Source organism: Pseudomonas sp. KH_024_B2 (assembly GCF_057839965.1).
On sequence record NZ_CM174502.1, the window covers coordinates 3,120,562 to 3,134,400 of the forward strand.

Genomic DNA, 13,839 nt, shown 5'->3' on the forward strand with positions numbered 1-13,839 from the left:
GTCAGATGAAGAACGTCATTCGCTTTGCAAGTGCTTGTGCAATGGTCATCGCCGGTGTGTCAGGCGCCCAGGCTGAAGTGCTGAGAATCGCCACCGAAGGCGCCTACCCGCCGTTCAACTACGTTGACTCGGACAACAAACTGCACGGCTTTGACGTCGACATCGCCAATGCCCTGTGCGAGCGGATGAAGGTCCAATGCACGATCGTCGCTCAGGACTGGGAAGGCATCATCCCGGCGCTGATGGCGAAGAAATACGATGCGGTAGTCGCCTCGATGATTGCCACCGATGAGCGCAAGAAGAAAATCGCCTTCACCAATCACTACTACCGCACCCCACTGTCGATCGCCGTGGCCAAGGACTCGAAGATCACCGATGCCCAGACCGACTTCAAAGGCCTGGCGGTAGGCGCCCAGTCGTCTTCGACCCAGGCCATCTACGCCGAAGAGCATTACGGCCCGGCCGGAGCCAACGTGAAGCTCTATCCCACCCAGGACGAGGCCGCCAGTGATCTGGCTGCTGGCCGCGTCGACGGGGTGATTGCCGACAAATTCCCGCTGCTGACCTGGGTCGAAGGCGCTGGCAAAGACTGCTGCAAGATCATCGGTGACGTTAACGGCACCACCGCCGACGCCTCCATCGCCGTACGCCAGGATGACAACGCCCTGCGTGAACGGCTGAACAAGGCGCTGGACGAAATCGTCGCTGACGGCACCTACAAAAAGATTTCCAGCCGCTACTTCGCCTTCGACATCTATTGATCCCTCAGGTCCGGGCCCTTGGCTGCGGACCACATTTTCAGCACCCCTGCCCCGCGCTCACCTTGAGCGCGTCGGCGGCGTGCAGGCGCAATTTCGCGAAAGGGTTCGGGCATGTTCGAACATCTGTCACTGTTATCCTTCGCCAGCGGCGGTTGGGGTTCGGCCTTGTTGGCCGGTGCCCTGGTGACCATCGCCCTGGCCCTCAGCTGCGTGCCGATCGGCTTGCCGCTGGGCCTGGGCGTCGCTTTGGCGGCCCGTTCCAAACGGCGCTGGCTGCGGGCCTCGGCCACATTGTTTTCAACAGTATTTCGTGGGCTGCCGGAGCTGCTGACGCTGCTGATCATTTACTACGGTTGCCAGATCGCCGCGCAGAAGATCCTCGCGGCCATGGGCTACCAGACCGAAGTGACGATCAACACTTTTGTAGCAGCGATGATCGCCTTCAGCCTGGTGTTCGCCGCGTTTTCCAGCGAGATCTGGCTCGGCGCCTTCAAGACCGTACCCAAGGGCCAGTTCGAGGCGGCTACGGCGCTAAGCCTGTCCAAGGGCACCACGTTTCGCAAAGTCGTACTCCCGCAACTGGCGCGCATTGCCTTGCCGGGTTTGTCGAACAACTGGCTGTCGTTGCTCAAGGACACGTCACTGGTGTCGACCATTTCCCTGGTCGATCTGATGCGTCAGACCAATCTGGCGGTCAGCGTGACCAAGGAGCCGCTGTTCTTCTACGCGGTGGCCTGCTTTGGTTATCTGTTCTTCTCCGCCCTGTCCGGCCGTTTGTTCCACTTCCTCGAGCAGTACTTCAGCCGCCATCAACGGAGTGCGCGCCCATGAGCGTCGATGATCTGCTGAACCTGTTCCTCAACCCCGAACTGCTCGAACGCTACGGCCCGCGCTTTATCGACGGGCTGCTGGTGACCGGAAAACTGGTGGCAATTTCCTTCACCCTCGGCGCCCTGCTCGGTCTGTTGATCGCCTTGGGCCGGTTATCGAGCAACCGCTTTGTGCGCAGTTTTACCGGCGCCTATGGGTACTTCTTCCGTGGCTCGCCGCTGCTGGCGCAGCTGTTCATGCTGTATTACGGCCTGGGTTCATTCAAAGGCTTCTGGCAGGACGTTGGCCTCTGGTGGTTCTTCCGCGATGCCTGGTTCTGCACGCTGCTGGCCTTCACCCTGAACACCGCGGCCTATCAGGCCGAGATCCTGCGCGGCAGCCTGCTGGCGGTCGCCCAGGGTCAGCGCGAAGCCTCGAAAGCCCTGAGCCTGTCGCGCTGGACCACGTTTCGCAAAGTCATCTTGCCGCAGTCGCTGCTGGTGGCCATCGGGCCGCTGGGCAACGAGCTGATCCTGATGATCAAGGCCAGCGCCATTGCCTCGCTGGTGACCGTCTACGATCTGATGGGGGTGACCAAGCTGGCGTTCTCCCGCAGCTTCGACTTCCAGATCTACCTGTGGGCTGCGGTGCTATACCTGTTGATCGTCGAAGTGGTGCGACGCAGCCTGAAACTGATCGAAGGCCGTCTCGGCCGTCATTTGAACTGAACCGATCTTCCTGGACTGCCACAGCGGCCCACGTACCAAGGATTTACCCATGCATTGCGAAACCATCGTTCTCGGCGCCGGGATTGTCGGCGTCAGCACCGCGCTGCACTTGCAGGCCCGCGGCCGCAAAGTGGTACTGCTCGACCGTCAGCAACCGGGCAACGGCACCAGTCACGGCAACGCCGGGTTGATCGAGCGCGCCAGCGTGATCCCCTACGCGTTCCCGCGTCAACTCTCGAAGCTGCTGCGCTATGGCCTCAACCAGCAGTCGGACGTGCGCTACAGCCTGCGCTACCTGCCCAAGGTCGGCCCCTGGTTGCTGCAATACTGGCGTCACTCCAGCTCCAAAGGACTGGCCGCGGCCACCCGCGCCATGTTGCCGCTGGTAGAGCGCTGCATCATCGAACATGACCTGCTGGCGGAACCGGCGGGCATGACCCACCTGATTCATGGCGACGGCTGGATTGAAGCCTTCCGCGATCCCGACGCATTCGCCAAGGCCCAACAGGATGCCCTGGATCTGAGCGAGTACGGGTTGAACTATGTGGTCCTCGACCAACAGCAGATCCATCAACGCGAATCCGGGCTGCATGCCGACGTTATCGGTGGCCTGCACTGGCTCGACCCCAAGACCGTCAGTGATCCGGGTGGCCTGACCCGGGGTTACGCCGAGCTGTTCAAAAACCGCGGCGGCACCTTCGTCCTCGGCGATGCCCTGACCCTGCGCCAAAGCAACGGCCAATGGCAGGTGCAAAGCGACGAAGGCCTGATCACCGGCAACGAAGCGGTCATTGCCCTTGGCCCTCAGGCCCGAGGCCTCTTCGAGCCCTTGGGCTATCGCATACCGCTGGCAATCAAGCGCGGTTACCACATGCACTACGCGGCCAAACCCGGCACGCAGTTGCATCACCCGATTCTCGATCCGGTGGGCGGTTATGTGCTGGCGCCGATGGTGCGTGGCATCCGTTTGACCACCGGCATCGAGTTCGCCGACAGCGATGACCCGGTCAATGAAATCCAGCTGCGCCGCTGCGAAGAGCATGCGCGGCATTTCTATCCGCTGGGCGAACGCCTCGACGCCGAACCCTGGCTCGGTCGTCGGCCATGCCTGCCGGACATGCGCCCGGTGATTGGCCCGGCCAGTCGTCACCCGGGGCTGTGGTTCAACTTCGGCCACGCCCATCACGGCCTGACGCTAGGCCCGGTCAGCGGACGCCTGCTGGCCGAGATGATGACCGGCAGCATGCCGTTTACCGACCCGACGCCTTACAGCGCCGAGCGCTTCCACTGATCGCTGGAGACCTGTGCATGCAATCCAATACTGCCCTGCTGGAAACCCCGCCGTTCACCGCCCCGGACACCCGCAAAGTAGTGGTCGATATCGCCGGACTGAACAAGTTCTATGGCGCCTTCCATGTGCTGCACGACATCCACCTGAAAGTCCGCGAAGGCGAACGTATCGTCCTCTGCGGACCGTCCGGCTCCGGCAAGTCGACCTTGATCCGCTGCATCAACCGCCTGGAAATCGCCGAAAAAGGCCGCATCCTGATCGACGACACCGACCTGTCGCAGAACACCCGCCAAGCCGCCAAAGTGCGCAGCGAAGTGGGCATGGTGTTCCAGCACTTCAACCTGTTCCCGCACATGAGCGTGCTCGACAACTGCACCCTGGCGCCGATTTCGGTACGCGGTCTGGCGCGCAAAAAAGCCGAAGAGCTGGCGCGCAACTACCTCAATAAAGTCGGCATCGAGAACCAGGCCGATAAATACCCCAGCCAACTCTCCGGTGGCCAGCAGCAACGTGTGGCCATCGCCCGGGCGCTGTGCATGGAACCGAAAATCATGCTGTTCGACGAACCGACCTCAGCGCTGGACCCGGAAATGGTCAGTGAAGTCCTCGACGTCATGGTCAAACTCGCCGGCAGCGGCATGACCATGCTCTGCGTCACCCACGAAATGGGCTTCGCCCGGCAAGTGGCAGAACGGGTACTGTTTCTGGATGGCGGAAAAATCATCGAGGACGCACCGCCGAACGACTTCTTCGGTGCACCGAAAAGCGCACGGGCTAAAGCGTTTCTTGCGCAGATTGTGCATTGAGGTTGGGGGATTTGTGGACGCCGCAGAACCTGTGGGAGCGTGGCTTGCCCGCGAAGAACGATGACGCGTAATGCCTGAAAAACCGCGGTGTTTTCTTCGCGGGCAAGTCGGATCGCCGCACCGCCGCTCCCACAGGTTCTGTGCCCACACTTATTCTTCTTTACTGACTGGCATCACGGTTTGTCCTGAAACCTCGCCCTATAACGCCCCGGACTTTCCCCCGTCCACTTCTTGAACGCCCGGTGAAACGCGCTGGGTTCCTGAAAGCCGATCTGTTCGGCAATTTCGGTGATGCTCGCGCGGGTCTGGCGCAGTTGTTCAAAGGCCACGCCACGGCGCACTTCGTCCTTGATCTCCTGGAACGAACAGCCTTCGCGCTCCAGTTTCCGGCGAAAGGTACTGGGGCTCAGGTGCTGTTCTATCGCGAACGCCTGCAAGGTCGGCCATTGGCTGTAATGGCTGTTGCGCAGACGCTGATGGACCTGCGACGCCAGGCCATGCTGGTTGCGAAAACGAATCACCAGCCATTGCGGAGCCGTGCGCAAAAACACTTTCAGTGACGCGAGGTCCTGAACCACCGGCAGACGCAGGTAGCGACTGGCGAACTCGATCTCGGTGCGTTCAGCGCCAAAGGTCAGATTGGCGCCCCAGAGCAACGGATCATCACTGAGGGACAAGCGCTCATGGCGAAAATCCGCGCGGTCGATGGGAATGCGCCGCCCGCCCAGCCAGCACAGCAGACTGAACATCAACACCAGGAAGGTTTCTTCGCCGTAACGACTGGCGTCGCTGTGGTCCGATCGGGTCTGCAGGCTGATGACTGCGCGCTTGCCGCGCACACTCAGGCTGCCGCGAAAGTCGCGCAGGAACAGCGCGAAGTTGGCCAGGCACTGGCGCATGGCCTTTTCCAGATTCGGTTCCTGAATCAATGCCCGGCAGATCAAGGCGAAACTGCCAGGCGGCATGCCGTGGGAGTCGAGATGGAAGAATTCGTCGTTCAACTCGCGAATCTGGATCAACCACAACGCGGCAAAAGCACTGGCCGGAACCCGCGCCGTGGGCTGGTCCATCAGTGCCGGGTCGATTCCCGCCTGCTCGAGTACCGCCTGCAAACGCTGCGGGTTATCACGCAGTGCATGGAGCATTGCCTGCATAAAGTAGACGGCAACCGAATCTTTTTCCCGCATTTGAACGTTTCTCTCTTGATCGCCTGAAAATGGCAAAAAACGCCAGTGTCCTTGAACAGTTATGGCATAGGCCACCCGCGCTGCGGACTCTAGACTCGCGTCCATACTTGGTACTGCAGTGCAGCACCTGTGGGGGGTGTCTGAAGCCGGACGGCGCCCATGGTACGCCAGTCGCTGACTGCCAACGAACTCAACATTGATTTCAGGAGTCGATATGAACAATTCCGATATTTTCGTCGTCAGCGCAGTGCGTTCCGCCATTGGCAGTTTCGGCGGATCGCTGAAAGAGGTGACGCCTATCCAGTTGGCCACCGACGTTTGCCGCGCGGCCATTGCGCGCTCGGGTCTTGCGCCGGAACATATCGGCCATGCGGTGATGGGGCATGTGATCCCGACCGAAGCCCGCGATGCCTACATTTCCAGGGCCGTGGCGATGAATGCCGGCCTGTCGAAAGAGACGCCTGCATTCAACGTCAACCGTCTGTGCGGCTCCGGGTTACAGGCCATTGTCAGCGCCGCGCAAAGTTTGCTGCTGGGCGATGCCGGGGCCGTGCTGGCCGGTGGCGTCGAGTCCATGAGCCGCGGCGCTTACTTGCTGCCCCAAGCGCGCTGGGGTGCGCGGATGGGCGACCTGCAGGGCATCGATTACATGCTTGGCGCTTTGCACGATCCCTTTGCCGGCTACCACATGGGCATCACCGCGGAAAACATTGCCGAGCACTTTGGCATCAGCCGCCAGACCCAGGATGAACTGGCCCTTCTCAGCCAGCAACGGGCAGCCCGGGCCATTGCCGAAGGGCGTTTTGTCGAGCAGATCGTGCCGATCGAAGTCGCTACACGCAAAGGCACGGTTTCGTTCGCGATCGACGAACATGTACGGGCGGATGTCAGTGCCGAACAGCTGAGCGGCATGAAACCGGCGTTCAAGAAAGACGGCAGCGTCACCGCCGGCAACGCCTCCGGTCTCAATGATGGTGCGGGCGCATTGATCATGGCCACCGGTCAAGTCGTTCAGGAGCAAGGCCTCAAGCCCATGGCCCGACTGGTTGCGTACGCTCACGCCGGGGTTGAACCGTCGATGATGGGGTTGGGACCGATTCCCGCCACTCGACTGGTGCTCAAGCGCGCAGGCCTGACGGTCGCCGACCTTGATGTGATCGAATCCAACGAAGCGTTCGCGGCCCAGGCCTGTGCCGTAGCGCAAGAGCTGGGCTTCGATCCGCAGAAGGTCAACCCGAACGGTTCGGGCATCTCTCTGGGCCACCCGGTGGGTGCCACCGGCGCGATTATCGCGACCAAGGCCATTCACGAACTGCACCGCTGTCAGGGACGTTATGCCCTGGCGACCATGTGCATTGGCGGCGGTCAAGGCATCGCCGTGCTGTTCGAACGCGTTTGATCGAGAAAGAGACCTGAACATGAACCTGCAAAACATCGGCGTGATCGGCGCTGGCACCATGGGCAACGGCATTGCGCAGATTTGCGCCCTCGCCGGCTTCAACGTGACGCTGCTGGATATCTCCGAGACCGCGCTGCAAAACGCTATGGCGACCGTGAGCAAGAACCTGGATCGGCAAATCGCCAAGCAGGTCTTGTCCGAGGAGCAAAAGGCGGCAGCGCTGGACAAAATCCAGACCAGTACGCAATACGAAACGCTGAAAAACGCGCACCTGGTGATCGAAGCGGCGACCGAAAACCTCGACCTGAAACTGCGCGTGCTGCAACAGATCGCCGCGCAGGTCGGTGCCGACTGTGTGATTGCCTCGAATACCTCTTCGCTGTCCATCACTCAGCTCGCCGCCAGCGTGAGCCAGCCTGAACGGTTTATCGGCCTGCACTTCTTCAATCCGGTGCCAATGATGGGGCTGATCGAAGTGATTCGCGGCCTGCAGACCAGCGACGCGACCCATGCGCTGGCGCTGGAACTGGCGCAAAAACTCGGCAAAACCGCGATCACTGCCGGTAATCGTCCGGGCTTTGTGGTCAACCGGATTCTGGTACCGATGATCAATGAAGCGATTCTGGTGTTCCAGGAGGGGCTGGCCAGCGCCGAAGACATCGATGCCGGCATGCGTCTTGGCTGCAATCAGCCGATAGGCCCGCTGGCGCTGGCCGACCTGATCGGACTGGACACCTTGCTGGCGATCCTCGAAGCCTTCTACGACGGCTTCAACGACAGCAAATACCGCCCGGCGCCGCTGCTCAAGGAAATGGTCGCCGCTGGCTATCTGGGACGCAAAACGGGGCGTGGCTTCCATGCCTATGCCTGAGCGTTGCTCACGTTTCGCCGAGTACCGGGACAAAGTGCTGGAGCTGTTCGCCAGCAAGGGTTTCGGCCAGGTCGGCATGCGTGAGCTCGCGACCTGCCTGGGGCTTTCCCCAGGCTCGTTGTATCACCACTACCCCAGCAAGCAGCACTTGCTGCTCGATCTGATCGAGGAGTTCTACGAAGAGCTGCTGGCCACCCTGAAGCGAATCGAGCGCCGCCGGTCACCCGCCCCGGACAAGTTACAAGTGATCATCCGCGCCCACCTGAAGCTGCATCGGGAAATGCCCCGGCACTTTCGTTTGGCCGAGCGCGACAGTGGCTGCCTTAACGAAGATCAACAACAGCAGGTCAAGCAACTGCGCGAGCAATACGAACGCCAGCTACTGGCGATGCTTGGCCATCGAACGCCGTTGACCGAACAGGGATTGCTTGCCGCCGGACATGCCATTGCGGCCGTGCTCAACAGCGCGCCGTCCTGGCTGGCACAGCACAGCCTCGATGATCGGGAGCGTGAGGAATTGATAGAGAACCTGGTGACGGGGGCGATAGAGCGGCTGCTTGGCTCCTGTCCTGCGGGAGCGTCTGGGCTTCAGGCTGTGGTGGCCTGAGGTTCGGTAACCAATATCAGCCTGCCTACCCTATGTGGCGAGGGAGCTTGCTCCCGCTCGGTTGCGCAGCAGCCGTAAAACCAGCTGCACGTTCTTCCAGATAAAACGCGGTAGCCGATTTTGGGACTGCTGCGCAGTCCAGCGGGAGCAAGCTCCCTCGCCACAGGTGCATTTCGGCGCCATACCAATGCCACAATTCAACGCCGCGTAATAACCACCTCCAGGTATTCGCTCGGCACCACCAGCGACGTTTCGCCCGCCCGGTTCATTCGGTTCAGCAGCTCGGTCAGGTCACGCTCCAGCGCCATGGCGCCGTCGGCAGGAAGCGCCGCAAAGGCTTTATGGATCGGTCCGTACCAGGTGCGGAAAACCTCGATGAAATGCGCAGCCGAACGATAACGGAAGTTGAACAATCGTCGCGTCACTTCGATTGACGCCGCGCGTTCATCGAACAGCGAATGCAGATGCGCCTCCGAACCCCACAACGACGGTGGTTGCGCGCCGGCTGGCGGCGGCACATGGCGTCCCAGGGTCTTGAACATCTGGCCGATGAAACCTTCAGGCGTCCAGTTGGCCAGGCCTATGCGGCCCCCGGGACGACACACCCGCGCCAGTTCCGCGGCGGCCTTCGGCTGGTCCGGCGTAAACATCACGCCGAAGGTCGAAAGCACGACATCGAAGCTCGCATCCTCGAACGGCAATGCTTCGGCGTCGGCCACCTGGAAAGTCACCGCCAGGTGCTCTGCCCTGGCCCGGTCCTCGCCGCGTTCGAGCAAAGCGGCCACGTAGTCAGTCGAGGTCACCTTGCAGCCTCGACGCGCTGCAGCGAGCGTCGCATTGCCGTTGCCGGCCGCCACGTCGAGCACCCGCTCATCGCAACGCAGGTCGCAGGCCTCCGCCAGTAGCTCGCCGACCAGCTGCAAGGTGGTGCCGATCACGGCATAGTCGCCGCTGGCCCATGCAGCCATCTGACGGTTTTTCAGGGCGGTCAAATCAATCGGTGTACTCATGGAGTCTGGCTCCTTCGTGAGTTGGCTGGGGATGAATCACTCCGACGTTGTCGGATCCATAAGAGGTGACTCGGGAAACGCTATTGAAATGAACTTTGGCCTGGCAACCTCCACCTTGTTATTGGTTATTGATGACAGGGACGGTAGAGACACTGTTTGCTAACTATCGCGCTCGGACACGCCGACGTCCTGCCCGGTCGTCGGCCAGGACTGTCCGGTCGTCTGGCGGTTTTGCGCGCCGCTCACCGCCAATTTCGCCTAACCTGAATGTCAGTCGTGCCAGGAGGATCACAACGTGAGCGTGCAGCTGAACCACACCATCGTCTGGTGCCGCGACAAGCAGGTTTCATCGACATTTCTCGTGGACATCCTTGGCCTGCCCAGCCCTGCCCCATTCGGTCCGATGCTGGTTGTCCAGCTCGATAACGGTGTCTCGCTGGATTATTACGACGAGGATGGCGAGATCGCCTCCCAGCACTATGCCTTCCTGATCGGCGAGGACGACTTTGAGCCGATTTTCGCCCGTCTACAGAGTCGAGGACTGCCCTACTGGGCCGATCCCGGCAAGCTACGGCCTGACGAAATCAATCGGCTCAACGGTGGTCGCAGGGTGTATTTCGATGACCCGGACGGTCATCTGCTGGAGATATTTACCCGCGCCTAGGGGGCGCAGTCCTTGTGGGAGCGAGCTTGCTCGCGAAGAGGCCATCACATTCAACATTGATGGCGACTGATCCACCGCTTTCGCGAGCAAGCTCGCTCCCACATTCGTGCCGCTTTGAGAACAAAAAGGAGCTTGCCGCCATGCTCTCGATAGAGCTGCACAGCGCACAGCGCGACGAACTTGAATGCATCGAGAACCTGATGCAGTTCTATACCTATGACTTCAGCGAGTGGCTGGCGCTGGAGTTCGGCGCCCATGGCTTTTTCAATATCCAGCCAAAAACCGATTACTGGAGAAAACCCTCGACACTGCCCTTCCTGATCAAGGTTGACGGGGAAATTGCCGGTTTCGTGACGATTGACGACGAGGTCCGTTTTGAAGGTGTCCAGTACAACATCGGCTATTTTTTCGTCAGTCGCCGGTATCGCGGTCGAGGGGTCGGAAAGTTTGTGGTGTCTGCGCTACTCAACAAATTTCCCGGTCAGTGGCAGATCCTCCATATCGACGCCAATCAACCGGCACGGTCATTCTGGGCCAAGGTAATCCCCGACCTGACCAAGGGTGAGTTCACTCGTCATCAGGTGTCGGTCAATGGTCATGAAGGCACCCTGTTCAAGTTTCAGGCAGGCGACCGCGGCGCGGGTTAACGCAGCTTCAGCGGGTCAACCATTTCGGCCACGATGGCCATGCCCACCAGGTCTGGCAAGGTATTGGCCTGCATGCGTTTCATCACGCGCGAGCGATACAGGTCCACGGTTTTTGCGCTCACCCCAAGCTGCTCGGCAATTTCGCGGGTGGTGTAACCCTGCACCAGCGGCAGCAATACATCGCGCTCGCGTGGTGTCAGGGTGAGCAAGCGAGCCTGTAACTCTTCATGCCCCTGATTGCCAGTACGGTTTGCATCGCAGTTGCTCAGTGCCTGTTGCACGCTGTCGAGCAACAATTGCTCGTTGTAGGGTTTCTCGATGAAGTCATGAGCGCCGGCCTTGAACGCCCGCACCACGATCGGCACGTCCGCATGCCCGCTGACGAAGATGATTGGCAAGTTCAGCTCACGCGCACGCATCTCTTCCTGTACGTTCAACCCGCCCATACCGGGCATGCGAACATCCAGCAATACGCAGGCATTGAGTCGGGCATCACAGGCATCGAGGAAGGCCCGGCCACTGGTGAACGGCAAGGCTTTGAGCCCGACCGACTCCAATAACCAGACGGTCGAATCAAGCATGCCTTGATCGTCGTCGACCACATAAACCACCTGCTCCGCGACACTTGCCATTGCATTACTCCTGTTGTTGTTTTGTTGGGCCGGCAAGCGGCAAGCGGCAACACATCAGCAGCCCGACGGGCTGACGCCGGGCCTGTAACTCGCCGCCGAAACCTTCGATGATGCTGCGGCTCATGGACAACCCGAGTCCCAGGCCATCGGCTTTGCTGGTGTAGAACGGGGTGAATATTTGCTCAAGCTCAGGCTCGCTGACCCCCGGTCCCTGGTCTTGCACGCTGATTTCCAGGTGTGCGCTGCGGCCCTTCCCTGCGGTGAGGACAATCAGCGAAGGCTGTCCCGGATGCTGCTCGCGGTTGGCGTCGATGGCGTTGCGCAACAGATTGAGCAGTACCTGCTCCAGCAGCACCCGGTCGGCATAAATGGGCGGCAGATTATCCGGCAGTCGCTCCTCGATTGCCACTTGGCAATTGCTCGCCTCCCAGGCACACAGGCGCACCGCTTCACGCGCCACTTCAGCGACGTTCAGTGCTTGCATACGCCGCTGGCCCTTGCGCAGGAACGCGCGCAAACGCCGGATAACCTCCGACGCGTGAGTGGCGTGCAGGGTAATGCGTTCCAGGCCTTGCGCCACCCGCTCGGCGGCCTGCGGATTGGTCCCCAGGGTTTGTAAATAACGCTGGCTGGCGTTGGCATAGTTGACTACTGCCGCCAACGGCTGATTGATTTCGTGGGCGATACCCGAGGCCAGTTCACCCAGTGTTACCAGCCGCGCGGTGTGCGCCAGTTCGTCCTGATGGTGGCGCTGTTGCACTTCGCGCAGTTCACGCTCGGTCATGTCGCGCGCCACCAGTGAGTAGTAGCGCTCCTGCCCGGCAGAACGGTGAGCCAGCAGTACCAGCGACACCGGTACTGAAGCGCCGCCGCCCGGTGGTTGCAGCCGCGCATCGGTGCTCCAGACACCATTGCGCTCAGCGCTGCTCCAGCCTTCACGTTGCAGACGTCCCAGGTCGTCGCTGGCGAAGAGTTCGGCCAGAGCCGGCATCGGTTGTTGCTCGTCGAGCCCGAGGGTGCGCCGTGCAGCCGGGTTGAGGTAAGTGACCTGCCCGTCAGGATCGATGAACAACACCGGATCGGTGTTGGCCTCGACGACTTCGGCCAAACGTCGCTTGTTCTCCTCGGCCTGCACCCGGGCGGTAATGTCGCGCGACACACTGACCACCTCGACCATCGCGCCGGTGTAGGTTTCACGAATCGCCCGGCTGGCTGTTTCGAACCACAGGTAATGCCCGGCACGATGACGGATGCGATAGGTCATGGTGTGATAACCATCCTGCTCCAGGGCGTCTCGCGCGCGCTGCACCAGGCTGGCCAGATCCTGGCTATGGAACAGGCCCTGGGCCATTTTCCCGCGCAACTCTTCGGGCCAGTATCCAAGCAAGGTCCAGGAGGCCGGCGAGGCGTCGAGAAAGCGTCCGTCCGGCGTATGCCGGGAAATCAGGTCGGTGGTGTTCTCGATGATCAATCGGTACAGCCGGCGCGCCTTGGCCGCCTCGCGCTCGGCCAGCACTTGCGCGGTGGCTTCGCGGCAACGGGCGAGCACGCGGTTGTCCTGCGGATCGGGAATAAAGGTCCAGATCAATATCTGCGCCTGGAACTGCGCCTCGACCCCTTCGATGGCGCGCTGTTGGTCCAGGCAGGCGCGTACCAGCACCCGATGGTTCACCGGCAGAAAATCCAGCACATCGCTCAAAGGCTTGTCGCCGAGCAGTGCCAACAGCGCGGCATTGAACTCCTGCGGCCGGCCCTGTGCATCCAGCAGTAAACCCGGTTGCGGATCATGACCCAGCAAGGGCGAGCCACGCAGCATGCCGTTGACGCTGTTCAGCAGGGTCGTCAACAGGTCCTGCACCCAGCCCAGCCAATCGAGACTCACCCCGTCGCACACCTCCACCAGCAGCAGCCCCGCCTGCCCCGGCTGCAGTGCAAGATCAAACACCTGACCATGACTGATGGCTGCCCGGCGCAAACGGCCGGACAACCAGCATTCGAGCTGGCGCACTTGATCCAGATCCAGTCGCCGCTCCTCGACCAGACGCTCGAACAGCACTTGATCGCTGGCCAGCGCAGGGTCTCCCAGGCCGGGGGGCAAATGCTGGGCGGCGCCCTCATGACGGTAAATGCACGCCTGCGGTTGCCAACTCAAATACACCGCCCGGTGCACTTCGGGACAATCCTGCAATGCCCGGCACAAGGCATCGGCCCTGGCGGCCAGAGAGACGCCCTCGCGCTGCAGGCGCAACCAGCTGTGCAATCGAACGGGGGTATGGGTCATCGCGGGTCCACTTTGTCAGGGAAACCAAGCATATACCGGCCTCGGGGGGATGACTGCAGTCATTTAGTCAGTAGAGAATTTAATATAGTATATATACTATACTACTCAGGTTGTACTTCCATATTGAATGCTGAATGTTATATAA

Annotated in this window: 14 protein-coding genes; 10 read left to right on the forward strand and 4 right to left on the reverse strand. The window is 60.9% G+C overall.

Going from position 1 to position 13,839, the window contains the following annotated elements:
- The first annotated feature begins 5 nt into the window (after nt 1-5).
- From AC3I0A_RS14640 to AC3I0A_RS14660, 5 genes are all read left to right on the forward strand, one after another.
- Complete coding sequence (locus AC3I0A_RS14640) at nt 6-761, forward strand: transporter substrate-binding domain-containing protein (RefSeq protein WP_489372606.1); 756 nt, start codon at nt 6-8, stop codon at nt 759-761.
- Between the two features lie 111 nt (nt 762-872).
- Nucleotides 873-1,592: an ABC transporter permease gene (locus AC3I0A_RS14645; RefSeq protein ID WP_489372608.1), complete on the forward strand. Its 720-nt coding sequence runs from the start codon at nt 873-875 to the stop codon at nt 1,590-1,592.
- Nucleotides 1,589-2,299, forward strand: coding sequence for an ABC transporter permease (locus tag AC3I0A_RS14650; RefSeq protein WP_489372609.1), 711 nt, complete (start codon nt 1,589-1,591; stop codon nt 2,297-2,299). Before AC3I0A_RS14645 ends, AC3I0A_RS14650 begins: the two co-directional genes overlap by 4 nt.
- 49 nt (nt 2,300-2,348) lie before the next feature.
- Nucleotides 2,349-3,590: an NAD(P)/FAD-dependent oxidoreductase gene (locus AC3I0A_RS14655; RefSeq protein WP_489372611.1), complete on the forward strand. Its 1,242-nt coding sequence runs from the start codon at nt 2,349-2,351 to the stop codon at nt 3,588-3,590.
- A 17-nt stretch (nt 3,591-3,607) separates the two neighbouring features.
- Complete coding sequence (locus AC3I0A_RS14660) at nt 3,608-4,396, forward strand: amino acid ABC transporter ATP-binding protein (protein ID WP_489372612.1); 789 nt, start codon at nt 3,608-3,610, stop codon at nt 4,394-4,396.
- A 173-nt stretch (nt 4,397-4,569) separates the two neighbouring features.
- Here the strand turns inward: AC3I0A_RS14660 and AC3I0A_RS14665 are convergent, their stop codons facing one another.
- Nucleotides 4,570-5,583, reverse strand: a complete 1,014-nt coding sequence (locus AC3I0A_RS14665) for an AraC family transcriptional regulator (RefSeq protein ID WP_489372614.1) — start codon at nt 5,581-5,583, stop codon at nt 4,570-4,572.
- Nucleotides 5,584-5,797: 214 nt separating this feature from the next.
- Here AC3I0A_RS14665 and AC3I0A_RS14670 point away from each other — a divergent pair, with 214 nt between their 5' ends.
- Genes AC3I0A_RS14670 through AC3I0A_RS14680 form a run of 3 tightly spaced genes read left to right on the forward strand, consistent with a single transcriptional unit; the run spans nt 5,798 to nt 8,460 of the window.
- Entirely contained in the window at nt 5,798-6,982 is a 1,185-nt protein-coding gene (locus tag AC3I0A_RS14670) for an acetyl-CoA C-acyltransferase family protein (protein ID WP_489372616.1), read from the forward strand.
- Nucleotides 6,983-7,001: 19 nt separating this feature from the next.
- On the forward strand, nt 7,002-7,853 hold the full coding sequence (locus AC3I0A_RS14675) for a 3-hydroxybutyryl-CoA dehydrogenase (protein ID WP_489372617.1): 852 nt from the start codon (nt 7,002-7,004) through the stop codon (nt 7,851-7,853).
- Entirely contained in the window at nt 7,840-8,460 is a 621-nt protein-coding gene (locus tag AC3I0A_RS14680) for a TetR/AcrR family transcriptional regulator (protein ID WP_489372618.1), read from the forward strand. Before AC3I0A_RS14675 ends, AC3I0A_RS14680 begins: the two co-directional genes overlap by 14 nt.
- Nucleotides 8,461-8,657: 197 nt before the next feature.
- On the opposite strand, the gene AC3I0A_RS14685 is transcribed toward AC3I0A_RS14680, so the two are convergent.
- Complete coding sequence (locus AC3I0A_RS14685) at nt 8,658-9,470, reverse strand: class I SAM-dependent methyltransferase (protein WP_489372619.1); 813 nt, start codon at nt 9,468-9,470, stop codon at nt 8,658-8,660.
- 295 nt (nt 9,471-9,765) lie between these two features.
- Between AC3I0A_RS14685 and AC3I0A_RS14690 the strand changes: the two genes are divergently transcribed.
- Complete coding sequence (locus tag AC3I0A_RS14690) at nt 9,766-10,134, forward strand: VOC family protein (protein WP_489372621.1); 369 nt, start codon at nt 9,766-9,768, stop codon at nt 10,132-10,134.
- Between the two features lie 140 nt (nt 10,135-10,274).
- Complete coding sequence (locus tag AC3I0A_RS14695; RefSeq protein WP_489372622.1) at nt 10,275-10,781, forward strand: GNAT family N-acetyltransferase; 507 nt, start codon at nt 10,275-10,277, stop codon at nt 10,779-10,781.
- Here AC3I0A_RS14695 and AC3I0A_RS14700 read toward each other — a convergent pair.
- Nucleotides 10,778-11,413 (reverse strand): response regulator transcription factor, encoded by a 636-nt coding sequence (locus tag AC3I0A_RS14700; protein ID WP_489372623.1) that lies wholly within the window; start codon nt 11,411-11,413, stop codon nt 10,778-10,780. The genes AC3I0A_RS14695 and AC3I0A_RS14700 overlap by 4 nt on opposite strands.
- 4 nt (nt 11,414-11,417) lie before the next feature.
- Nucleotides 11,418-13,694 carry a PAS domain-containing sensor histidine kinase gene (locus AC3I0A_RS14705; protein WP_489372625.1) on the reverse strand — a complete coding sequence of 759 codons (2,277 nt, stop codon included), beginning with the start codon at nt 13,692-13,694 and terminating at the stop codon, nt 11,418-11,420.
- Nucleotides 13,695-13,839: the final 145 nt, after the last annotated feature.